The sequence below is a fragment of the Nocardia sp. NRRL S-836 genome (assembly GCF_001279525.1).
Lineage (GTDB): Bacteria > Actinomycetota > Actinomycetes > Mycobacteriales > Pseudonocardiaceae > Lentzea.
Genome location: NZ_LGDY01000001.1, coordinates 24,006 through 44,683 on the forward strand (window position 1 = coordinate 24,006; position 20,678 = coordinate 44,683).

At 71.2% G+C, this 20,678-nt stretch carries 23 protein-coding genes; 9 read left to right on the plus strand and 14 right to left on the minus strand.

Going from position 1 to position 20,678, the window contains the following annotated elements:
- The first annotated feature begins 15 nt into the window (after positions 1-15).
- The 3 genes from ADL03_RS00120 to ADL03_RS00130 are packed head-to-tail and all read left to right on the plus strand — an operon-like array spanning position 16 to position 3,214.
- Complete coding sequence (locus tag ADL03_RS00120) at positions 16-966, plus strand: AAA family ATPase (protein WP_053731263.1); 951 nt, start codon at positions 16-18, stop codon at positions 964-966.
- Positions 967-984: 18 nt separating this feature from the next.
- Positions 985-1,869: a glutaminase gene (locus tag ADL03_RS00125; RefSeq protein WP_053731264.1), complete on the plus strand. Its 885-nt coding sequence runs from the start codon at positions 985-987 to the stop codon at positions 1,867-1,869.
- A 19-nt stretch (positions 1,870-1,888) separates the two neighbouring features.
- Positions 1,889-3,214 (plus strand): M20/M25/M40 family metallo-hydrolase, encoded by a 1,326-nt coding sequence (locus ADL03_RS00130; RefSeq protein ID WP_053731265.1) that lies wholly within the window; start codon positions 1,889-1,891, stop codon positions 3,212-3,214.
- 180 nt (positions 3,215-3,394) lie between these two features.
- Here the strand turns inward: ADL03_RS00130 and ADL03_RS00135 are convergent, their stop codons facing one another.
- Genes ADL03_RS00135 through ADL03_RS46455 form a run of 3 tightly spaced genes read right to left on the minus strand, consistent with a single transcriptional unit; the run spans position 3,395 to position 6,299 of the window.
- On the minus strand, positions 3,395-4,426 hold the full coding sequence (locus ADL03_RS00135; protein ID WP_063798417.1) for a serine hydrolase: 1,032 nt from the start codon (positions 4,424-4,426) through the stop codon (positions 3,395-3,397).
- Positions 4,423-6,114 carry a hypothetical protein gene (locus ADL03_RS47985; protein ID WP_197287948.1) on the minus strand — a complete coding sequence of 564 codons (1,692 nt, stop codon included), beginning with the start codon at positions 6,112-6,114 and terminating at the stop codon, positions 4,423-4,425. The genes ADL03_RS00135 and ADL03_RS47985 overlap by 4 nt, the downstream gene beginning before the upstream one ends.
- A complete protein-coding gene (locus ADL03_RS46455; RefSeq protein ID WP_157527691.1) occupies positions 6,111-6,299 on the minus strand; it encodes a hypothetical protein in 189 nt (62 codons plus the stop codon). The genes ADL03_RS47985 and ADL03_RS46455 overlap by 4 nt, the downstream gene beginning before the upstream one ends.
- A 195-nt stretch (positions 6,300-6,494) precedes the next feature.
- Here ADL03_RS46455 and ADL03_RS00145 point away from each other — a divergent pair, with 195 nt between their 5' ends.
- A complete protein-coding gene (locus tag ADL03_RS00145; RefSeq protein WP_053731266.1) occupies positions 6,495-7,325 on the plus strand; it encodes an alpha/beta fold hydrolase in 831 nt (276 codons plus the stop codon).
- Between the two features lie 38 nt (positions 7,326-7,363).
- Here the strand turns inward: ADL03_RS00145 and ADL03_RS00150 are convergent, their stop codons facing one another.
- From ADL03_RS00150 to ADL03_RS00160, 3 genes are all read right to left on the minus strand, one after another.
- Entirely contained in the window at positions 7,364-8,125 is a 762-nt protein-coding gene (locus tag ADL03_RS00150) for a DUF899 family protein (protein ID WP_053731267.1), read from the minus strand.
- A gap of 78 nt (positions 8,126-8,203) precedes the next feature.
- Positions 8,204-8,641 carry a hypothetical protein gene (locus ADL03_RS00155; protein ID WP_157527694.1) on the minus strand — a complete coding sequence of 146 codons (438 nt, stop codon included), beginning with the start codon at positions 8,639-8,641 and terminating at the stop codon, positions 8,204-8,206.
- Positions 8,642-8,842: 201 nt separating this feature from the next.
- On the minus strand, positions 8,843-9,565 hold the full coding sequence (locus ADL03_RS00160; protein WP_053731269.1) for a helix-turn-helix domain-containing protein: 723 nt from the start codon (positions 9,563-9,565) through the stop codon (positions 8,843-8,845).
- Positions 9,566-9,635: 70 nt separating this feature from the next.
- Between ADL03_RS00160 and ADL03_RS00165 the strand changes: the two genes are divergently transcribed.
- Positions 9,636-10,580 (plus strand): aldo/keto reductase, encoded by a 945-nt coding sequence (locus ADL03_RS00165; protein WP_053731592.1) that lies wholly within the window; start codon positions 9,636-9,638, stop codon positions 10,578-10,580.
- 147 nt (positions 10,581-10,727) lie between these two features.
- Here ADL03_RS00165 and ADL03_RS00170 read toward each other — a convergent pair whose 3' ends face one another.
- From ADL03_RS00170 to ADL03_RS00180, 3 genes are all read right to left on the minus strand, one after another.
- Positions 10,728-10,940 carry a DUF5703 family protein gene (locus ADL03_RS00170; protein WP_053731270.1) on the minus strand — a complete coding sequence of 71 codons (213 nt, stop codon included), beginning with the start codon at positions 10,938-10,940 and terminating at the stop codon, positions 10,728-10,730.
- On the minus strand, positions 10,937-11,593 hold the full coding sequence (locus ADL03_RS00175) for a YncE family protein (protein WP_053731271.1): 657 nt from the start codon (positions 11,591-11,593) through the stop codon (positions 10,937-10,939). The genes ADL03_RS00170 and ADL03_RS00175 overlap by 4 nt, the downstream gene beginning before the upstream one ends.
- 207 nt (positions 11,594-11,800) lie before the next feature.
- Complete coding sequence (locus ADL03_RS00180; protein ID WP_053731272.1) at positions 11,801-12,766, minus strand: aldo/keto reductase; 966 nt, start codon at positions 12,764-12,766, stop codon at positions 11,801-11,803.
- A gap of 71 nt (positions 12,767-12,837) precedes the next feature.
- Between ADL03_RS00180 and ADL03_RS00185 the strand changes: the two genes are divergently transcribed.
- From ADL03_RS00185 to ADL03_RS00195, 3 genes are read left to right on the plus strand one after another with little or no spacing between them, the layout of a single operon-like run.
- Positions 12,838-13,887 (plus strand): LLM class F420-dependent oxidoreductase, encoded by a 1,050-nt coding sequence (locus ADL03_RS00185; RefSeq protein ID WP_053731593.1) that lies wholly within the window; start codon positions 12,838-12,840, stop codon positions 13,885-13,887.
- On the plus strand, positions 13,884-14,711 hold the full coding sequence (locus ADL03_RS00190) for an undecaprenyl-diphosphate phosphatase (protein ID WP_053731273.1): 828 nt from the start codon (positions 13,884-13,886) through the stop codon (positions 14,709-14,711). Before ADL03_RS00185 ends, ADL03_RS00190 begins: the two co-directional genes overlap by 4 nt.
- Before the next feature lie 10 nt (positions 14,712-14,721).
- Positions 14,722-15,414: a histidine phosphatase family protein gene (locus ADL03_RS00195; protein WP_197287950.1), complete on the plus strand. Its 693-nt coding sequence runs from the start codon at positions 14,722-14,724 to the stop codon at positions 15,412-15,414.
- Here ADL03_RS00195 and ADL03_RS00200 read toward each other — a convergent pair.
- The gene (locus tag ADL03_RS00200) at positions 15,386-16,567 is read right to left on the minus strand and encodes an RNA polymerase sigma factor (RefSeq protein WP_053731274.1); all 1,182 of its coding nucleotides are present in this window, start codon (positions 16,565-16,567) and stop codon (positions 15,386-15,388) included. The two genes, ADL03_RS00195 and ADL03_RS00200, sit on opposite strands and share 29 nt — an antisense overlap.
- The gene (locus tag ADL03_RS00205) at positions 16,564-16,938 is read right to left on the minus strand and encodes a YciI family protein (RefSeq protein WP_053731275.1); all 375 of its coding nucleotides are present in this window, start codon (positions 16,936-16,938) and stop codon (positions 16,564-16,566) included. Before ADL03_RS00205 ends, ADL03_RS00200 begins: the two co-directional genes overlap by 4 nt.
- 114 nt (positions 16,939-17,052) lie before the next feature.
- Here ADL03_RS00205 and ADL03_RS00210 point away from each other — a divergent pair, with 114 nt between their 5' ends.
- Positions 17,053-17,496, plus strand: a complete 444-nt coding sequence (locus tag ADL03_RS00210) for a nuclear transport factor 2 family protein (protein ID WP_053731276.1) — start codon at positions 17,053-17,055, stop codon at positions 17,494-17,496.
- Here ADL03_RS00210 and ADL03_RS00215 read toward each other — a convergent pair.
- The 3 genes from ADL03_RS00215 to ADL03_RS00225 form a co-directional block, all read right to left on the minus strand.
- Positions 17,493-18,080, minus strand: a complete 588-nt coding sequence (locus tag ADL03_RS00215) for a short chain dehydrogenase (protein WP_053731277.1) — start codon at positions 18,078-18,080, stop codon at positions 17,493-17,495. The two genes, ADL03_RS00210 and ADL03_RS00215, sit on opposite strands and share 4 nt — an antisense overlap.
- Entirely contained in the window at positions 18,077-18,919 is an 843-nt protein-coding gene (locus ADL03_RS00220) for a helix-turn-helix domain-containing protein (RefSeq protein WP_231641306.1), read from the minus strand. The genes ADL03_RS00215 and ADL03_RS00220 overlap by 4 nt, the downstream gene beginning before the upstream one ends.
- Before the next feature lie 137 nt (positions 18,920-19,056).
- Positions 19,057-20,580 (minus strand): M4 family metallopeptidase, encoded by a 1,524-nt coding sequence (locus tag ADL03_RS00225; RefSeq protein ID WP_053731278.1) that lies wholly within the window; start codon positions 20,578-20,580, stop codon positions 19,057-19,059.
- Positions 20,581-20,678 lie beyond the last annotated feature (98 nt).

Sequence of the window (20,678 nt, forward strand, 5' to 3'; positions counted from 1 at the left end):
CGCGAGACTTCGGTCGTGGTGAGCGTGTTGTGGATCTGTGGACCTCCCGGCGTCGGCAAGACCGCGGTCGGGTGGGAGGTGCACCGCAGGAACGGCGGTGCGTACGTCGACGTCGACCAGCTCGGCATCTGCTACCCGGAGCCGGCCGACGACCCCGGCCGGTACCGGATGAAGGTGCGCAACCTCGCCGAGGTCGTGGCCAACGCGCGGGGGAGCGGGGTGCGCCGCGTCGTCGTGTCCGGTGTGGTCGATCCGAACGGGGTCGAGCCGATCCCCGGTGCGACGCTGACCGTGTGCCGGTTGCGGGCGGACCGCGAGGTGCTGCGGCAGCGGTACCTCGGACGCGGCGCCGGAGCTGAGCTGATCGACCAGGTGCTGCGCGAAGCCGACGAGCTCGACGCGCGCGGAGTCGGCGACGTGTGCGTCGACACGACCGGGCTGTCGGTCGCCGAGGTGGTGGAACGGGTCGAGCAGGCCGTCCGGGCACCGGAGCGGGTGCTGTGGCTCTGCGGGACGACCGGCGTCGGCAAGTCCGCGGTCGGGTTCGCGGTGTACCAGCGGTTGCTGGGCACCGGGGTGCGTGCCGGGTTCATCGACGCCGGCCAGCTCGGGTTCGGGGTGGGGGAGCAGACGCGGGCGGCCAACCTGGTGGCCGTGTGGCGGACCTACCGGGAGGCCGGTGCACGGGCGCTCGTCGTGGTCGGGCCGTACGCGGACGTGTTCCCCACGGCGACGGTCTACCGGTTGGAGGCGTCCCGTGAGGACCTCGCGGAACGGATCCGGCGGCGGGGCAGGGGAGAGGGCTGGGCCGAGCCGGGTGACCGGTTGCGGGGGCGGTCCGAGGAGGAGCTGGACCAGGTCGTCGCCGAGGCCGTGGCGCTGGCCGAGCGGCTGCGCGGAACCGGCACGGCGGTCGACACCTCCGGGCGCACGGTCGAGGAAGTGGCCGAGTCGCTCGTGCGCTGACGTGGTGGGATTGCGGCCATGGAGCTCCAGCAGCTGGTGGACCGCATCGCCACCGAGGTCATGCCCGGCGGTGCGGCCGCCGACTACATCCCGGCGCTCGCGCGGGTCGACGCGCGGCGGTTCGGGATGGCGGTCGCCACGCTTGACGGCGAGGTCAGCGGGGCGGGGGAGTACCGGGCGCCGTTCTCGATCCAAAGCATCTCGAAGGCGTTCACGCTGGCACTCGCCGTTGGCGACGAGCTGTGGGAACGGGTCGGGCGCGAGCCGTCCGGGTCGCCGTTCAACTCGCTCGTGCAGCTGGAGACCGAGAACGGCATCCCGCGCAACCCGTTCATCAACGCCGGTGCCCTCGTGGTCACCGACCACCTCGGCCCCGGCGCGTCGCAGCGGCTGCTGCGGTTCCTGCGGGAGGAGAGCGGGAACCCCGGCATCGGCGTCGACGAGGAGGTCGCGAAGTCCGAACTGGACCACGGCGACCGCAACCGGGCGCTCGCGCACTTCATGGCCTCCTACGGCAACATGCGCAACCCGGTCGACGTCGTGCTGCACGAGTACGTCCGGCAGTGTTCGATCGCCATGAGCTGCGCGGACCTCGCCAGGAGCGCGTTGTTCCTGGCGCGGCACGGGGTGCGCAACGACGGCAGCAGGCTGCTCGACGTCAGCGGGGCGAAGCGGGTCAACGCGGTGATGCTGACCTGCGGCACCTACGACGCGGCCGGGCAGTTCGCCTACCGGGTCGGGCTGCCGGGCAAGAGCGGTGTGGGCGGCGGCATCGTGGCGGTCGTGCCGGGCCGGTGCGCGATCTGCGTGTGGGGTCCGGGGCTGGACGCGCGCGGCAACTCGGTGGCCGGCGTCGACGCGCTGGACAGGTTCACCACTCTCACAGGGTGGTCCGTGTTCTGAAGGGTGATAGGAAGACGGGGTGAGCACATTGGGGAACGCGCTGGCACGCGCTGAGGACGAGGCCGTCACGCTCGTCAGCGAGCTGATCAGGATCGACACCACGAACACCGGTGATCCCGCGACGGTGGTGGGGGAGCGCAAGGCCGCCGAGTGGGTGGCCGAGAAGCTCGGAGAGGTCGGCTACGAGACCACGTACGTCGAGTCGGGCGCGAAGGGCCGCGGCAACGTGGTCGCGCGGCTCGCCGGAGCGGACCCGAGCCGTGGGGCGCTGCTCGTGCACGGGCACCTCGACGTCGTGCCCGCCGACGCGTCGGAGTGGTCGGTGCACCCGTTCTCCGGTGCGGTGCAGGACGGGTACGTGTGGGGCCGCGGCGCCGTCGACATGAAGGACATGGTCGGCATGACGCTCGCGCTGGCCAGGCACTTCAAGCGGGAGAACGTCGTACCGCCGCGCGACATCGTGTTCGCGTTCCTCGCCGACGAGGAGGCCGGTGGCCTGTACGGGGCGAAGTGGCTGGTCGACCACCGGCCGGAGCTGTTCGAGGGCGTCACCGAGGCGATCAGCGAGGTCGGCGGGTTCTCGATCACGCTCAAGGACGACGTGCGCGCCTACCTCGTGGAGACCGCCGAGAAGGGCATCCGCTGGCTGAAGCTGCGGGTCAAGGGCACCGCGGGCCACGGCAGCATGATCCACCGCGACAACGCCGTGGCGAAGCTCGCCGCCGCCGTCACGAAGCTCGACCAGCACCAGTGGCCGCTGATCATCAGGCCGTCGGTGCGGGAGTTCCTCGACGGCGTCACCGAGATCACCGGCCTCGACTTCCCCGACGACGACGTCGAGGGCTCGATCGGCAAGCTCGGCGCCCTGTCCCGGATGATCGGCGCGACGCTGCGCGACACGGCCAACCCGACCATGCTGACGGCGGGCTACAAGGCCAACGTCATCCCGTCCACCGCCGAGGCCACCGTCGACTGCCGCATCCTGCCCGGCCGCGAGGAGGCGTTCGACCGCGAGCTGGCCGAGCTGCTCGGCCCGGACGTGGAACGCGAGTGGATCGGCCTGCCGCCGGTGGAGACGACCTTCGACGGCGCGCTGGTCGACGCCATGACCGCGTCCATCACCGCCGAGGACCCCGGAGCGCGCGTGCTGCCGTACATGCTCTCCGGCGGCACCGACGCGAAGTCGTTCCAGCAACTCGGCATCCGCAACTTCGGCTTCGCGCCGTTGAAGCTGCCGGCCGACCTCGACTTCTCCGGGCTCTTCCACGGCGTGGACGAGCGCGTGCCGGTGGAGGCGCTGAAGTTCGGTGTGCGCGTGCTGGACCGGTTCCTGCGCAACAGCTGACGGGACGTCGTCAGGTCGAGTGCCTGCGGTGAATCTTCTGTCGAGGTGACGCCGCACCGGCCGTGGACCGACCTGCGCGGTGGCGGTCAACCCGATCGCCACCGCCCATCCCGGCTCGGCGGTGCCGGTCACGCCCGCCTGCGGCGGAAGCGGTCGAGTGCCTGGCTCCCGTCCGACGGCTCAAGCGGACGTCTCCCGCGTGGCACCGCTGCCCCTCCCTCCCGTCCCGGGACGTTGTGCGGCGGCCGGGTCGTCGAGGGCGCGCAGGGCGTTGTACGAGTCCTGGACGAGCGTGGCTCGCATGGTCGGGCCCGCGTTGGCGAGGACCACGAGCGCGGTGCGGCGCTGCGGGCTGAACCCGGCGAACGCGGTGCAGCCGCGCGTGCCCCCGGAGTGGAACAGCAGGTCGTGGTCGGGGAGGCGGCGCAGGTTCCACACCAGGCACAGGTGGTCGGTGGCGGAGACGGCGACGCGGGGCGCGACGACGTCGGCGAGCGCGGGCGCGAGGGCGGCCGGGCGGCCGTCGAGGAGGGCGGTGAGCAGGGTGAGCAGGTCGCGGGCGGAGGAGCGGAGCGCGCCGGCGGCGGGCATCCCGGGCATCTCCCACGGCGGGCGCGGGCGGCCGCGCAGGTGACCGGTGGCCTGCGGCGCGGTGTCGAAGCCGGTGTCGGTCAGGCCGAGGGGACCCAGGACGCGGTCGGCGAGCAGGTCCTCGAACGGCCGGCCGGTCGCGCGGGCCAGTGCCAGGCCGAGCACGGCGACGCCGAAGTTCGAGTACCGCGTGCGGTGGTCGGGGCGGACGCGGGTGCGGCGCAGCGCCGCCGCCAGGTGCGCGGGCCCGAACGCCTGGTAGGGGTTCGTGCGCCAGGCCGGCAGGGCCGCGCGCAGCACGCCCGGTGGCAGCCGGGGCAGGCCGGAGGTGTGCGTGGCCAGGCGCGCCAGCGTGACGCCGGGACCCAGGTCGGTGCCCAGGAAGCGGTCCACCGGGTCGTCGTGCCGCACCTCCCCGCGCGCCACCAGCTCGGCCAGCAGCAGCGCGGTGAACGTCTTGGTCAGCGAGCCGATCTCGAACCGGGTGGCAGCGGTGACCGGGTGTGGGTCGTCCAGTGCGGTGACGCCCGCGACCAGCACGGTCTCCTCGTCGCCCACCCGCGCGGCGACGGCGACACCGGGCGCGGCGGACAGCAGGGCGGTGATCCGGTCCGCGTTCACCCGGCGAGCAGCCGGGACAGCGCGAGCGTGCCCGCCGCGGTCGCGACCACGGCGGTGTGCTGGTGGTCGAGGAACCGGGTGCGCGGGTCGTCGGACACGGGGTCGCCATCACGGGGCACCAGGCCGTCCTCGTGCTGGGCCGCGGCGAACGGCTCCCACTCGGCGGCCTCGATGCGCGGCTCGGGCAGGCACGCACCCACGAGGAGCAGTTCGCCCACCAGGTCCCACTGCCGGGCCTCGGTCCACACGTCGATCCACACCGGCAGCCACGCGTCGAGGTAGCGCGCCGTGCCGGCCGGCAGACCCTCCAGACGCGCGCCCCAGTCGGTGAGGTGGAAGACGGTGTGCGTGGCGCAGTAGCCGGTGTACCAGTCGATCACCCACGGCTCGGGCTCGCGACCGAGCCAGGTCGCGGCGGTCAGCGCGTCCCAGTCGTCGTCGCGCGGGATGCCCACGACGCGGTGCGCGTTGGCCACGGCGAGCCGCCGGTTGGGCACCACCTCGTTCACCGCGTCAGCGGCCGCGCTGTGCGCGGCGACCCGTTCCAGGGCGGCGTGCCGGTACCCGGAGCGGGCGAACGACGCGTAGGTCTCCACCGGGTCGGTGAGCAGGGCATGCCGGAGCTGGCGCTCGTAGAGCAGGTCGCCGCGGCGCATCTGTTCCCAGGAGAAGTCGAGCAGCTCTCGCGCGTGCCGCAGCTGCGTGGCACCGGCCACGCCCTCGCGCAGCACGAACGCCGACGCCAGGGCCACCTCGCACAGGGGCTTGTAGACGCTGTTGGGGTCGTCGAGGTCGGCGGTCGCCGTGTCGGTGAAGGCCCCCAGCTCGTGGTGCTCGTGCAGCCAGGCCATCGCCCGGCTCGCCACGTCGTGGACCACCGCGGTCGGTGCCGAGGGCGGCGGGGGAGCCGGGGAAGGGAGCGCCGGGGGCGAGAACATCGGCTTGGCCGCGAGGACGCGTTCAGCGATGGCCAGGTCCAGCAGCAGCCGGGCGTCGGCGCCCGCGTGCAGCCTGAGGTGCTCCAACAGCAGGGCCGCGTCCAGCGGAACCCGGTCGGCGAGCAGGGCCACCCAGCGGACCAGGCGTGCGGCGGTGGCGTAGTCCCGGCGCAGCACAGCCCGGGTGGTGCCCCTGGCCAGGGCGAGCGGCGCACCCGCCACCGCCTCGAACACCGGGCCGTCCAAGCCCGGCAGTGCCAGCGGCGAGAGCTGGGCGACGACCACCGACCAGTGCGCCCACTGCTCGGCCGGGCCGAGCACGGCGTCGGCCGGTGGCGTGCCGAGGTGGGCCGAGGTCTCCCGGTTGCCCCACGCCTCGACGGTTCCGGGCGGCGCGGACCGCCCGTGGGTGAGCCGCACCAGCAGCTCGGAGGTGGCCTGGTCCCGGTGCGCCAGCACGCGCTGCTGGTGCGTCTCCGGCTGGTGGACGGGCGGGAACGCCTCGAAGGCGTCGGCGACGACAGCGGCGTCCCGGCCCGCCAGGGGGCGGTCCGCCAGCAGGTGCGGCGCCAAGGCGTCGGCGCCCACCAGGCGGACCGCCCACAGGCCGGCCACGCCGTCGGCGCAGCAGTCGAGGAAGTCGGCAAGCCCCGCCGGCACACCTTCCCCGAGTGCGCCGACGAGGTGTCCGGCCAGTGCGGCGACCGCGTCCGCACGAGACGTGCGGTCGATCGCGCCACCTGCGGTCACCGCTTCTCCGGCTCCGTCGGGTTACCGGGGGAAACGATCAACAGCAGACCGGCCAGGAGCGCGCCGCCGGCCGTGGGCACGTGCAGCGGCGGGTCGGCGAGCTCGGCCTCGGGCTCTGCCACCGCCATCATCAGTTCGGCCATGTCTTCCGGTGCCACAACCGGACGGGCCAATGTTCGCATCATCACAACCTCCTCGTTCGCTTCGTCTATCCGGAATACCACTTGAAATGTGGGCCCACGCGCTGTGTCACCCGTTCCAGTGAAGGGAAATCCACAACAGACCTCGCCCCCGGACGTCGTGCCGGGTCGCAATTGGACCGTGTCCTTTCGGCGTGTCGCCTCGTTGGGTCATGCAGGTGACACGGCGAAAGGAACGGCATGGTGCGGCTGGAGGACGGGACCGAGCTCAACGTGCTGCGGGCGGGCGATCCCGACGCGCGGACCACGATCGTGCTGGCGCACGGGTACGCGCTCGACCACCGCAGCTGGCACAAGGTCGTCGACCAGCTCAGCGGCGACTTCCAGGTGATCGCCTACGACCACCGCGGCCACGGCGGGTCCTCGAAGGCCGACAAGGAGTCCGCGACGATCGAGCAGCTCGGCGACGACCTGGGTGAGCTGATCGAACGCGCGGTGCCCAGCGGTGACGTGGTGATCGCCGGGCACTCGATGGGCGGCATGGCGGCGCTGGCGATGGCCGAACGCAGGCCGCGGCTGTTCCGGCAGCGGGTGCTGGGCATCGTGTTCGTGTCGACGGCGGCGAGCGGGCTGTCGGAGACCTCGCTCGCGTGGCCCAAGTCGCTCGGCAAACTGGTGCGCGAGCTGGAACGGGCGTTCGGGCCCATCGTGCGGGCGGTCAGGGAGAAGATCGAGCCCACGAAGACCGCGGGCCTGCGGTGGTGGCTCTTCGGTGACGAGCCGTCCGACGACGACGTCGAGCTGACCGCGGACATGGTGTGGGGGGAGTGGCCGGAGACGGTGGCGTTGTTCCGCCCGGCCGTGGACCGCTACGACCGCGAGGCGGGACTGACCGTGGCGCAGGAGAAAGCCGTCGTCGCGGTGGTGGGCGACGAGGACCGGCTGGTGTCCGAGTCGGACGCCGCCAAGTTCGGCGGAACCTCGGTGGTGCTGCCCGACGCCGGGCACATGCTGCCGCTCGAACGTCCCGCGGAGATCGCGAACCTGATCCGCGAGGTGGCCAAGGCCTGACGACCGGCGGGGGCACGTCACCGTGCCCCCGCCGGCTTTCAGTGGCAGCGGCCCCCGCGGCCGAGCGTCTCGACCGGACCCGCGCCCGGACGCGTCCACTGTGGAGCGGGCCGGCCGGTCTCACCCCAGGTCGCGTTGCCGTCGGCGTCCACCCGCCAGAACCAGCCGGCGTCACGGCCCTCCGGCCACCCTTCCGGCGTGTCCTGCCAGCGCTCGCCACGACCGTAGGGCGTGATGTCGAGCAGCTGCAGCGACCCGTTGACCATCTCGCAGCCACGACCGGTCGTGGAGTAGGTGAGGAACGCGCGGTCGCCGTCGCGCAGGTAGCTCGTGAGGTAGCCCATGTCGCCCCCGGCGGGCCCGTCGACGCCGCGCACCGAGTACCAGGGCTGGGTGTAGCCCATGAACTCGACGAACGGCGCCACCTCGTCCCACGCGCCCGAGGTCACGATCGCGAACGAGACACCGCGCGCGTGCAGGTACGCGGCGTCCCGGAGGTGCCAGGGCACATGGGTGCAGCCCTCGCACTGGCCCTGGTGCGGAACACCGTCCCACCACATGTGCTTGTAGACGACCAGCTCGTCGCGGCCGTCGAACAGGTCGAGGAACGGCACCGGCCCGTCCGGCCCGACGACCTCGACCTGCGGGTCGAACTCCACCATCGGCAGCCGGCGGCGTGCGGCGGCGATGGCGTCCCCCTCACGGGTGTGGGCCTTCTCGCGGACCAGGAGCTCGTCCCGTGCGGCCTGCCAGGCGGCGAGGTCGACGACGGGCGGGCGGCCGGGCTGCGCGTTCGACATGGTGTCCTCCGAGTGTCCGTGGTCGTTCCACAGACACGTCGAAGCTGCCGGCGCGATCTCGACACAGCTTGCCGGAGGTCAGGACGCCGGTGCTCGGCGCCGTCCCGGTGGCCGACCGAAGAGCCGCACGTGCTCGCCGACGAGCCACTCCTTCAGCGGCGCCCACTCCGGGTGGTGGTTGAGCACCAGCAGCCGGTGCATCCACCAGTTCGGGTCGTCGGCGCGGGGGAACGCGGCCAGCCACGCCGCTCTGTCCGCTGTCGACAGTCCCCAGAGGTGCGCCAGCTGACCCTGTGCGTCGGTGTCGAGCTGGGCGGTGACCTGGCCGTTCTCGGTGTGCCACTCGGCGCGCAGCTCGCGCAGCACGGCGAGGGCGCGTTCGTCGTTCTCCGGTGCCGTGACGACCACGGTGTGCAGGCCCTGCGCCGCGGCTTCCGCGAGCAGGGCACGGGTGGACTGTTCGTCGTGCGGCAGTGCGCTGTGCGCGACCCCGACTTGTTGCGGCACGAGCTCCATGACCAGGAATCTGATCACATCTACAACAAGTTCGGCGCATTTTATTGCTTCAGTGTTGACTGATAACTCGGCTTCTCGGGCTGGTCGCGCTAGCGCGAGTCGGCTGATGATCGCCGGGGAGTCGGGGTTCGCTCTGCGCTTGGATCGGCCGCCGTCGAACTGTTCGATGGGCTTAGGGACAAGCCAGCTATCTCGATAGCTTCAGTGTTGACTAAAATAAACAATCAACCGGTTCTCGTCGTCACCAGGCAGGTACAGCGTCTCAAAGACGAAGAGATGAGCACCCCAGCGTTCGGTGCCGGTGGTGGGTGGCAGGGAGGCGACCGTGTCGTAGCGGTCGGTGAAGGCGGCTCCCGCGGTGAGGGAGAGCTCGAACGCCAGCGCGGTCGCGGCGTGGTCACCGAGGTCGGCGGCCGTGCGCAGGGCGGCGGCGCGGTCGGTGGCGATGGCGTCCCAGTCGGGGTAGTGGGCTTTCGCGTCCTGGCTGAAGGCGAACCGGATCAGGTTGGGTTCGTCGGTGCCGGCGACGTCGCGGAAGGCGTCGGTGTGGGCGAGGACGTCGCCGGCCGGGCTGAGCACGCACGCCGGGGTGGGGGAGAGGGCGTCGAGAACCCTGTGGACCGTGGGGCGCAGGGGAGCCGGTCGCGGCGGCGCGCAGGTGCTGCCTGCCTTGACGAGGCGGTGGAGGTGGACGCGTTCGCCCGCGGTGAGGTCCAGGGCGTTGGCGAGGGCGATGAGGACCTGGCCGGAGGGGGAGCGGTCGGTGCCGCGTTCGAGCCGGGTGAGGTACTCGACGCTGATGCCGGCGCGGTCGGCGAGCTCGCCGCGGCGCAGGCCGGGGGTGCGGCGGCGGGGACCGGTGGTGGGCGGGGTGGTGGCTTCGCGGCGGGCGCGCAGGAAGCGGCCGAGGGCGTTGTCGGGCATCGCGGGTGACTGTAGAGGGGCTCTGGGCGGGTCTCCCTCGGTGCAGGGGAGGCGGGTGATGCTGTCGGTCATGCGATATCGACTGTTCGGCCGTACCGGGTTGCGTGTCTCCGAGCTGCTGCTGGGGTGCATGACGCTGCGCACGGAGGAGGAGGCGCGGCGTGTGGTCGGGCAGTACGCGGACGAGGGTGGGAACTTCCTGGACACGGCGTCGGCGTACGGGGAGAGCGAGGAGGTGCTGGGGGCGGTGCTGGAGCGCCGCGACCGGTTCGTGCTGGCGACGAAGTACTCGTTGTCGCGCGACCAGGCGGATCCGAACGCGGGCGGAAGCCACCGCAAGAACCTCGTGGGGTCGCTGGAACGGAGCCTGCGCCGGTTGCGGACGGACCACGTGGACGTGCTGTGGGTGCACCTGTGGGACCGGCACACGCCGGCGGAGGAGACGATGCGGGCGCTGGACGACGCGGTGCGGGCGGGGAAGGTGTTGCACGTCGGGGTGTCGGACGCGCCGTCGTGGTTTGTGGCGCGGGCCAACACGCTGGCGGAGTGGCGGGGGTGGACGCCGTTCGCGGGGCTGCAGGTGCCGTACAGCCTGGTGCGGCGGGACGTGGAACGCGAGCTGCTGCCGATGGCGGTGGCGCTGGGGTTGAGCGTGGCGGCGTGGGCGCCGCTGGGCGGCGGGAAGCTCGCGGGTCAGCGGCGGGTGGATCCGGCGAGCCTGTCCTCGGGGGAGCGGGCGGTGCGGGAGGAAGTGCACCGGGTGGCGGCCGAGATGGGGGTCACGGCGGCACAGGTGGCGCTGGCGTGGGTGCGGCAGCAGGGGGCGTTGCCGCTGGTGGGGGCACGGACGGTGGAGCAGGTGACGGACGCCGTGGCCGGGCTCGGCGTGGTGCTGCCGCCGGAGGCGGTCGCGCGCCTGGAGGCGGCGGCCCCGTTCGAACGGGGCTTTCCGGCGGATTTCATCGCCGAGTGCGAGGCCGGTCCGTTCGCGTTCGGCTCCGGGGTGGTGGTGTGAGCTGAGGCCGGCATGGCCGGCTGGCTGTCGACAGCTGGGTCAGGCAGCACCACCAGGTCCTGGTGAGCCGCTGCGGGCTGCCGCCCAGGCCGCGTGAACCTCGGCCGTGTCGTGGCCCGCGCCACCGCGGTGGCGGCCACGGCGCGGTCAGGTGATGAGGCCGGGCAGGACGCCGGGGACGCGTTTGCGGCGGAGCCAGACCTTGCGGGAGCCGTCGCCGTAGAGCAGCGTGCGGGACAGTTCCCAGCCCGCGAACTCGGCGTGGATGGCCAGCTGCGTGGTCGCGGTGCGGCGGGAGATGCCGGGCGGCAGGCGCAGCGGCCGGTACTCCCAGTCCCCGTCGATCACCCCTTCGTTCATGGCGCGATCACCTGTGTCCCTCCGTTGTCGCCGGACGTGATGGTGACGCGTCCGGTCTCCTGGTCGACGCTGACCGTGTTGGGTTGGCGGACCGTGGCGAACCGGTACTTCTCGGCCGGTTCGCCGGCGGCGACGTCGAGGCCGACGACCTCGTTGCGTTCGGTGAGCGTGATCCACGCGAGGTCGCGCTTGGCGTCGTAGGCGATGCCGTAGGGCGCGCCGGGCAGGGGGAAGCGCTGGCGCATGATCAGCGGGTCGATCGAGAACGCGATGAACTCGCCGCCGCGGGTGTCGACGACGAGCAGGCGGCCGAAGCGGTCGGTGGCGGCGTTGGTGGCGCCGTCGCCTGCTCGCAGGCCGGCGCCGCGCATGGGGGCGCCCTTGTCGTCGGTGGTCATCTCGAACACCGCGCTGCGCAGCCGGTCGAGCTCGACGTCGCGGCCGTTGACCTTGAACTTGAGGGTGGTGTCGCCCTCGGTGAACGAGCCGCCCGGCGTGATCTCGCCCTTGAGGTCGGTGTTCTGGGCGGGGGAGTGGGCCGGTTTGGCGGCTTCGAGCGTTTCGGCGACCTGCAGCGGGTCCTGCGACCTGTCGCTCTGTCCGCACGCTGTCAGCGCCGCGGTGGCCAGGATCAGAGCTGCGAGCCGGTGCAAGGTCGTTCCTCCGTGGATCTGCGTGGTCTTCCAGCATGCCTGGACGGCTCGTGAAGGTCACGCAAGGGGTGGGGTGAAACCTCGGTCGGACTCACCGCTCTGTTATCTCGATAGCTTCAGTGTTGACTAAAATTAAACCATCCACCACAAACCGACCCAGCAACATCTAACGATCCAAAAGAAGCCCAGAAGCCAGACAAGCGCTGGTCAGGGCATTGGGCGTTCGGGGTAGGAAAGCTCGATGGCGCTGACGTCGTCGAGTGCGGCCCTGATCGCGGGCGGGAGGGTGAGCTGTTCGGCGTCGAGTGAGGCGATGAGCTGGTTGGTGTCACGGGCGCCGACGACGGGTGCGACGACTCCGGGGCGGTCGCGGACCCAGGCGAGAGCGACGCACAGCGGTGAGGTGCCGAGGCCTTCGGCCGCGGTGCTGACGGCCTGGACGATGCGGGCGGCGCGGTCGGTGCGGTGTTGTTCGACGTAGCCGGCGAAGTGGGCGGAAGCGCCGCGGGAGTCGGGTGGGGTGCCGTTGCGGTACTTGCCGGTGAGGACGCCGCGGCCGAGTGGTGCCCAGGGGAGCAGGCCCAGGCCGTGGTGGGCGGCGGCGGGGGCGACTTCGCGTTCGATGCCGCGTTCGAGCAGGGAGTATTCGTGCTGGGTGGAGATGAGGGGGTGGGTGGTGGGGGTCATGGCGGCGGTGGCGAGTTGCCAGCCGCTGTAGTTGGAGATGCCGGCGTAGCGGACTTTGCCGGCGGTGATGGCGGTGTCCGTGGCGGAGAGGGTTTCTTCGAGTGGGACGTTGGTGTCCCAGGCGTGGAGTTGCCAGAGGTCGATGTGGTCGACGGCGAGGCGGCGGAGGGAGCCGTCGAGTGCGGTGAGGAGGGCGCCGCGGGAGGCGCCGCCGCCGAAGGGGCCTTCGGTGCGGCGGGCGACGGCTTTGGTGGCGATGACGAGTTCGTCGCGGGGGGCGATTTCGCCGAGGAGGCCGCCGAGGATGCGTTCGGATTCGCCTTCGACGTAGACGTCGGCGGTGTCGACGAGGGTGCCGCCGGCGTCGGTGAAGGCCATGAGTTGGGTGGCGGCCTCGTCCGCGTCGGTGTCGCGGCCCCATGTCATCGTGCCCAGTGCGAGGCGGGAGACGCGGAGGCCGCTGCGGCCGAGGTATCGCTGTTCCACGTGCGCGATGCTAAGGGGTGATCATCGGCTGGGCCTGGCAATCGGTGTTACTGGCCGGTAGGGTCTCGGCCGTGAAGCTCGGACTGAACCTCGGATACTGGGGCGCCGGCAACGACGCTGCGAACCTTGAGCTGGCCAAGGAGGCTGATCGGCTCGGCTTTTCGGTGGTGTGGGCCGCGGAGGCCTATGGCTCCGATGCGCCGACGGTGCTGGCGTGGGTGGCTGCGCAGACGGAACGGATCGACGTCGGTAGCGCGATCTTCCAGATTCCGGCGCGGACGCCTGCGATGGCGGCGATGACGGCGGCGACGCTGGACACGTTGTCGGGTGGCCGGTTCCGGATGGGGTTGGGGGTGTCGGGTCCGCAGGTGTCGGAGGGGTGGCACGGTGTGCGGTTCGACAAGCCGTTGGCGCGGACGCGTGAGTACGTGGAGATCGTGCGGCGGGCGTTGTCGCGGGAGAAGCTGCGGTACGAGGGTGAGCATTACACGTTGCCGTTGCCGGATGGTCCGGGCAAGGCGTTGCAGCTGACGGTGCACCCGGTGCGGGAGCGGATTCCGGTGTACCTGGCGGCGGTGGGTCCGAAGAACCTGGAGCTGACGGGTGAGATCGCGGATGGGTGGTTGGCGATCTTCTTCTCGCCGGAGTTCTCCGCGGAGTCGCTTGCGAGCGTGAGGGCGGGCCGGGAGCGGGCCGGGAAGTCGATGGACGGGTTCGACGTCGTGCCGACGGTGCCGTTGATCGTGGGTGAGGACTGGAAGGCGTGTGCGGATCCGGTGCGTGCGTACACGGCGTTGTACGTGGGTGGCATGGGGAGCCGTAAGCAGAACTTCTACAACAACCTGATGGTGCGGATGGGGTTCCCGGCTCAGGCGGAGGAGATCCAGGAGAAGTACCTGGCGCGGGACTACGCGGGGGCGATGGCGGCGATTCCGCTGGAGTTCCTGGACGCGACGTCGTTGCTGGGGCCGAAGGAGCGCATAGCAGACCGGATGCGGGCGCTTGCCGCTGCGGGGGTCACCACGCTGTCCGTTTCGCCGATGCTGCAAGATCTGGAGCAGGGGATCGCGGGTCTTCGGACCGCGGCCGAGGCTTTGGATCTGGCAGGAGTGGGTAGTTGAGCTGGTTGCAGGCTCTGGTCCTCGGACTGGTCCAAGGACTGACGGAATTCCTGCCGATTTCCAGCAGTGCGCATCTGCGCATCACGTCGACGTTGTTCTTCGGCAACGACGCGGGTGCTTCGTTCACCGCGGTGATCCAGCTGGGTACCGAGGTGGCGGTGCTGATCTACTTCGCCAAGGACATCGGGCGGTTCATCTCGGCGTGGTTCCGCGGTTTGTTCAACGCTGAGGCGCGCAAGGAGAAGGACTACCGGCTCGCGTGGTATGTGATCATCGGTTCGGTGCCGATCTCGGTGCTCGGGTACCTGTTGAAGGACGAGATCCGGACGTCGGCGCGGAATCTGTGGATCACGGCGACGATGCTGGTGGTGTTCGGTCTGCTGCTGGGTTTGGCGGATCACCTGGCGAAGCAGCAGCGGGATGAGCTGCGGATGAAGGATGCGATCGGGATGGGGCTGGCGCAGGCGCTGGCGTTGATTCCGGGTGTGTCGCGTTCGGGTGGCACGTTGACGGCGGGTCTGTTCTTGGGGCTGACGCGGGAGTCGGCGGCGCGGTACTCGTTCCTGTTGGCGATTCCGGCGGTGTTCGGGGCGGGGTTGTTCTCCATTCCGGACGTGCTGGAGCGTTCGGGTGAGGGTGTGCAGGCGTCGGTGGCGCAGATGGTGGTGGCGACGGTGATCTCGTTCGTCGTCGGGTATGCCACGATCGCGTGGTTGTTGAAGTACGTGTCGAAGCATTCGTACTCGGCGTTCGTGTGGTACCGGTTGATGCTGGGGCTGGTGCTGATGGGGCTGCTGTCGATGGGGTTGATCCAGCCGATCTAAGGTGGGTGCCGTGGCCACGGTGATCCTGCTTCGACATGCTCGTTCGACCGCCAACGGTTCCGGTGTGCTCGCCGGGCGGATGTTGGGTGTGGGTTTGGACGAGCGGGGGCGGGCCCAGGCCGCGGCTCTCGTCGCGCGGTTGAAGGACGTCCCGGTGGCGGCGGTGGTGTCCTCGCCGTTGCAGCGGTGCGAGGAGACGCTGGCGCCGTTGCTGGCGGACAGGGAGCTCGAAGCGGTCGCGGAGCCGGATGTGTCCGAGGTGGATTACGGGGCGTGGACCGGTAAGGCGCTCAAGGACCTGTTGACCGAGCCGTTGTGGACGGTGGTGCAGCAGCACCCGTCGGCGGCGGTGTTCCCCGAGGGCGAGGGGTTGGCGCACGTGCAGGCGCGTGCGGTGGCCGCGGTGCGGGCGCATGATGCGCGGATCGCCGAGGAGCACGGTCCGGGTGCGGTGTGGGTGTTGTGCTCGCACGGTGATGTGATCAAGTCGGTTCTGGCGGATGCGCTGGGTGTGCACCTGGACGGGTTCCAGCGGATTGTGGTGGATCCGTGTTCGGTGTCGGTGGTGCAGTACACGCAGACGCGGCCGTTCGTGTTGCGGGTGAACGACAACGGTGGGGATCTGGCGGGTGTGGTGCCGAAGGCGCCGCCGCAGGAGGAGCCGTCGTCGGACGCTACCGTGGGTGGCGCGACCGGAGCTTGAGGTAGCGCTGTTCCTGGGCGTTCAGCGTGAGTGTGGCGGCTTTGTCGTATTCGTCGCGGGCGTGGTCGTGGTCTCCGCGCAGGTCGAGCAGGTGTGCTTTGACGGCGTGGACGCGGTGGTGGTCGAGCTTGAGTGTGGACAGTTCGGTGAGGGCCTGGTCGGGTCCGTGGACCATGGCGAGGGCGACGATGCGGTTGAGGGCGACCATGGGGCCGGGTGCGATCGCGGTGAGCAGTTCGTAGAGGCCGAGGATTTCGGGCCAGTCGGTGTCGGCGGCGGTGGGGGCGTCGGCGTGGACGGCGGCGATGGCGGCTTGCAGCTGGTAGGGGCCGACCCGGGTGGTTCGCAGGGCGTGCTGGATGAGGCGGGTGCCTTCCTCGATCGCGGTGGTGTCCCAGAGTCGGCGGTCTTGTTCGGCCAGTGGGACGAGGGTGCCGTGGTCGTTGGTGCGGGCGGGCCGGCGTGCGTCGGTGAGCAGCATCAATGCCAGCAGGCCGGTGAGTTCGCCGTCGTCGGGGCGGGTGTGGTGCAGCTGGCGGGTGAGGCGGAGGGCTTCGGCGGTGAGGTCGACGCGGACGAGGTCGTCGCCGGAGCTGGCGGTGGAGCCCTCGGTGAAGATCAGGTAGAGCACGTGCAGGACGGCGGTGAGGTCGCGGGGTGGGCGGAACCGGGCGCCGGACTGTTTGATCTTCTGTTTGGCGCGGCTGATGCGCTGGGCGACGGTGGTTTCGGGGACGAGGAACGCCCTGGCGATCTCCGCGGTGGTCAGGCCGCCGACGGCGCGCAGGGTGAGGGCGATCTGCGAGGCCGTGGTGAGGCTGTCGTGGCAGCACAGCGCGAGGATGGTGAGGGTGTCGTCGCGGGCGGGCACGGGGTCGGCCGGTGGGGGTGTGAGGGCGGCGGCCTTGTCCTCGCGGTGGCGGCGTGCGGTGTCGGAGCGGTACTGCTCGATCCACCTGCGGCCGGCGGCGGTGATGAGCCAGCCCTTGGGGTTGTCGGGGACGCCGTCGGCGGGCCACTGCTGGGCGGCGTGCAGCAGTGCTTCCTGCACGGCGTCCTCGCAGACGTCGAACTGGCCGTGGCGGCGGACGAGCACGCCGAGGACCTGCGGCGCGAGCTCACGCAGCAGGTCCTCGACTCGGCGGGTGGTCACAGGTCGTCCAGCATTGACCTGTCCCACACCGGGCGGATCTCGATGCCGTCGTTGTGGGCGTCGGGCAGGGTGGCGGCGTGGGCGATGACCTGGTCGATGGTGTCGGCCTCGACGAGGTAGAAGCCGGCCAGGTACTCCTTGGCCTCGGCGAACGGGCCGTCGGTGACGACGACCTCGCCGTCGCGGATGCTCACGCCCTTGCCGGTCTCCGGTCCGGGCAGGCCTTCGCTGACGACGAGCTCACCGGAGGCGCGCAGCTTGTCGCTGAGGTCGTAGTGGGCCTGGCCGAACCGCATCTGCTGCTCTTCGGTGAGCTTCTCCCACGCCGCACGCGACTTCGGGTTGCTGTAGATCAGGATCAGGTACTTCACTTGCGGCCTCCGCTCGGACGGGCTGCGAAAAATCCTCTCACCGTCATGTCGAGACCGCGGGCGGTGTCTCGACATGGGTGTGTCAGTCACTTTCTGGTTCTGGAGGTTTTCGCGATGACCGCCACGTTGGCGCATGAGGAGATCCTGGCGTTGTTCACCGACCTGGAGGAGGGCATGCGGGACCGCTCTCCCGAGCGGGTCGTGGCCCGTTACGCGGATGACGCTGTGACGTGCACGCTCGCGCCGCCGTTGCGGCACACGGGTCTGGCCGCGCGTGATCCGGAGGCGCTGGCGGGGTGGATGGCCGGGTTCACCGGGCCGATCACGGTGGAGCACCGTGACCTGGAGGTCGCGGTGTGCGGTGACGTGGCGTTCGTGCACGGGCTGGCGCGGATGGCGGCGGTGCCGGTCGGCTATCCGGAGGGGTTCTCGCTGTGGATGCGCGTGACGGTGGGGCTGCGGCGGCGGGACGGGCGGTGGCGGGTGACGCACGAGCACCAGTCGGTGCCGTTCCACATGGACGGGTCGTTCCTGGCGGCCACGGATCTGCAGCCCTAGTAGACCCGGACGATGCGGCCGGTGCCGTGCTCGACGCAGTCGAGGTAGTGGGTGAGGACCTCGTCGACCGGGATCGGCCGCAGTGCGGGGAACCGGTCGGCGTGGGTGTCGCCGATCATGCCGGGGCTGACGGCGTTGATCCGCATCGAGCGGGGCAGTTCGATGGCCGCGGACAGCACGAAGCTGTGCAGGGCGCCGCTGATGACGCCGCCGCCGGTGACACCGGGGGACGGCTGGTCGGCGAAGATGCCCGAGGTCAGGGTGAACGAGGCGGCGTCGGCGCAGTGGTGCTGGCCGGTGAGCACGAGGTCGGCCTGGCCGAGGAACTTGGCCCGCATGTTCTCGGCCAGCTGCTGTGCGGTCAGCGTCGCGAACTCGTCCAGCGCGCCGTGCGCGGCCACGCACACCACCGCGTCGACGGCGCCGACCTCGCGGTACAGGGCCTCGATCGTCGCGTGGTCGGTCAGGTCGACGTGCACATCGCCCGAGGTGCGTGCGGCGGTGACGACGTCGTGACCGCGGGAGCGCAGGGCGGCGGCGAGCGGGGCGCCGAGCGTGCCGGTGCCGACGACGAGGGCCCTCATCGGACGGCTCCCTGGGCCAGCAGGGTGAGGGCGTCGGCGGCCGGGGTGCCGGGACGGGCGTGGAACAGGCCGAGCTGCTGGTCGTCGCCGGGCAGGCTGACCGTCTCGTTGGACAGCCGCACGTACCCGACGACCGGGTGGTCGAGCTCGCGGACGTAGTGCGAGCACGTCCGCACCGGGCGGCGGGCCCACAGGCGGGCGAACTCGGGGCTGTCGGCGGCGAGCCGGCCCAGGAGCTGCTGCAGCAGCGGGTCGTCGCGGTGGCGTGCGGCCGCGTGGTGCAGGGCGGCGACGGTGACCTGGGCCTTGGCGTGCCAGTCGCGGTACAGGGCGCGGTGGTGCGGGTCGAGGAACAGCATGCGGGCGAGGTTGGGCCGCACCCGCTGGTCGGGGGCGCCGGGGTCGAGGTGGCCGGCGAGCAGTGCGTGGCCCAGCGGGTTCCAGGCGAGCACGTCGGCGCGGTGGTCGAGCAGGATCGCCGGTGTCGTGGTCAGTGCGGCGAGCAGGTCGCGGACCTCCGGGCGTGGTCTGGTCCTGCGGGCGCGCGGTGTGGCGGGCCGGGGTGGTGCGGCCAGCAGCCGCAGGTGGTCGTGCTCGGCCGGGTCCAGGCGCAGCGCGGTGGCGAGCGCGTCGAGGACGGCGGGGGAGGCGCTGGTGCTGACGCCCTGTTCGAGGCGGGTGTAGTAGCCGACGCTGACGCCGGCGAGCTCGGCGAGCTCTTCGCGGCGCAGGCCGGGGACGCGGCGGTGGGTCAGGCCGGGCCGGATGCCGGCCGCGTCGGGGGTGAGGCGTTCGCGGCGGCTGCGCAGGAAGCCGCCGAGGTCGGTCGTGTCGATCACCGCTTCATCGTGGCGCGGTTCGCCGGCGGCTGCCTGCACCTGCCGGGGACACCTTCCCGGCCGGGTCTTGGAATGCGCCGGGGCCCGGACCGTGCAGGGGTGCGGTCCGGGCCCCGGTTCTCACTGGCGGGTTCTCACTACTTGACGTTCACCGCGGCCCAGGCCCGGTTGACCGCCGCGTACTCCGGCGACGAGGCGCCGTAGAGGTCGGCCGCGGCGGCGAGGGTGCCGGTGCGGGCGGCGGCGTACCTGGTGCTGGAGGTGAACTTGGTGGTCAGCGCCCGGTACCAGATCTTCTCGGCCTTGGCGCGGCCGATGCCGGTGACGGGCTGGTTGTCGACGGTGGGGGAGTTGTAGGTGACGCCGTTGATCGTCTTCTGGCCGCTGCCCTCGGCGAGCAGGTAGAAGAAGTGGTTGGCGATACCGGAGGAGTAGTGCACGTCGACGTTGCCCGCGGAGGAGGTCCAGTAGTCGAGGCTGCGGCCGTCCTTGGAGGGCTTGTCCATGTAGCGCAACGGCGTGCCGTCGCCGCGGATGTTGATCTCCTCGCCGATCAGGTAGTCGCCGACGTCGGAGGAGTTGGCGGCGTAGAACTCGGTGGTGGAGCCGAAGATGTCGCTGGTGGCCTCGTTGAGGCCGCCGGACTCACCGGAGTAGACCAGGCCCGCGGTCGCGGAGGTGACGCCGTGCGACATCTCGTGCGCGGCCACGTCCAGGGAGGTCAGCGGGTTGCGGTTCTGCGCGCCGTCGCCGTAGGTCATGCAGAAGCAGGAGTCGGTCCAGAAGGCGTTGCTGTAGTTGCTGCCGTAGTGGACCTTGCTCAGCGCGCCCACGCCGTTGTTCTTGATGCCGTTGCGGCCGTGGACGTTCTTGTAGTAGTCCCACGTCTGCGCGGCGCCGTAGGCGGCGTCGACACCGGCGGTGGCCTTGTCGGTGTAGGTGCCGTTGCCCCACCTGTTGTCGGCGTCGGTGAACAGCGTGCCGGTGCCGGTGCCGTTGTTGAGGTTGTTCACCGCCTGGTTGCCGCGGGCGGGGTCCTTGAGCTGGAACACCGTCCCGGACTGGGTGGTGTTCAGCGTGACCGTGCCGCTGAAGGTGGACTGGCCGGTGCCCTCGGCGACGTGGACGTCGTCGTAGGACAGCAGCGTCTGCCCGGTGCGGGCGTCGGTGAACGTGTGCAGCACGCTGGGGGTCTGGTCGGCCTTCACCGAGTGGGTGACGCTCTCCCACGCCAGCACCGGGGCGCGGTCGAGGGCGAACACCACGAGCGTGGCGTCGGACTTCGCGGCCGGCGCGGCGGTGTCGAGGCCCGCGAGGGTGGCCTCCGACGCCTTCGTGACACCGGTGACCTTCCCGGCCTTCTGCTCGACGACGAGGTCACCGCCGACGACCTTCAGGCCGTTGAGGGTGCGGTCGTAGCGGATGTGGGCCGTGCCGTCGGCGTCGCGCACGACGTCACGGGGGACCAGCCGCTCACCGCCGGACAGACCGAGCGCCGAGGAGATCGTCCCCGCCTGCTCGGCCGCCACCTGCAGTGCTTCGGACTTGGCGAGCAACGGGTTCACCGGCTGCGGTGCCGCGTTGGCTCCCAGGGTTCCGGCGGAGGCAAACGCCGCCGCCGTCACCAGGGCAGTGGTGATGCCCAAGGTCTTGCGCTTCATGAACGCTCCTTGTTCGCACACAGGGGGAGCTCGATCCGGCGTTACAGGGGTGCCGGACCGAACACCGTGGAACAGCCCGGCCTCCGTTCGATGACCGG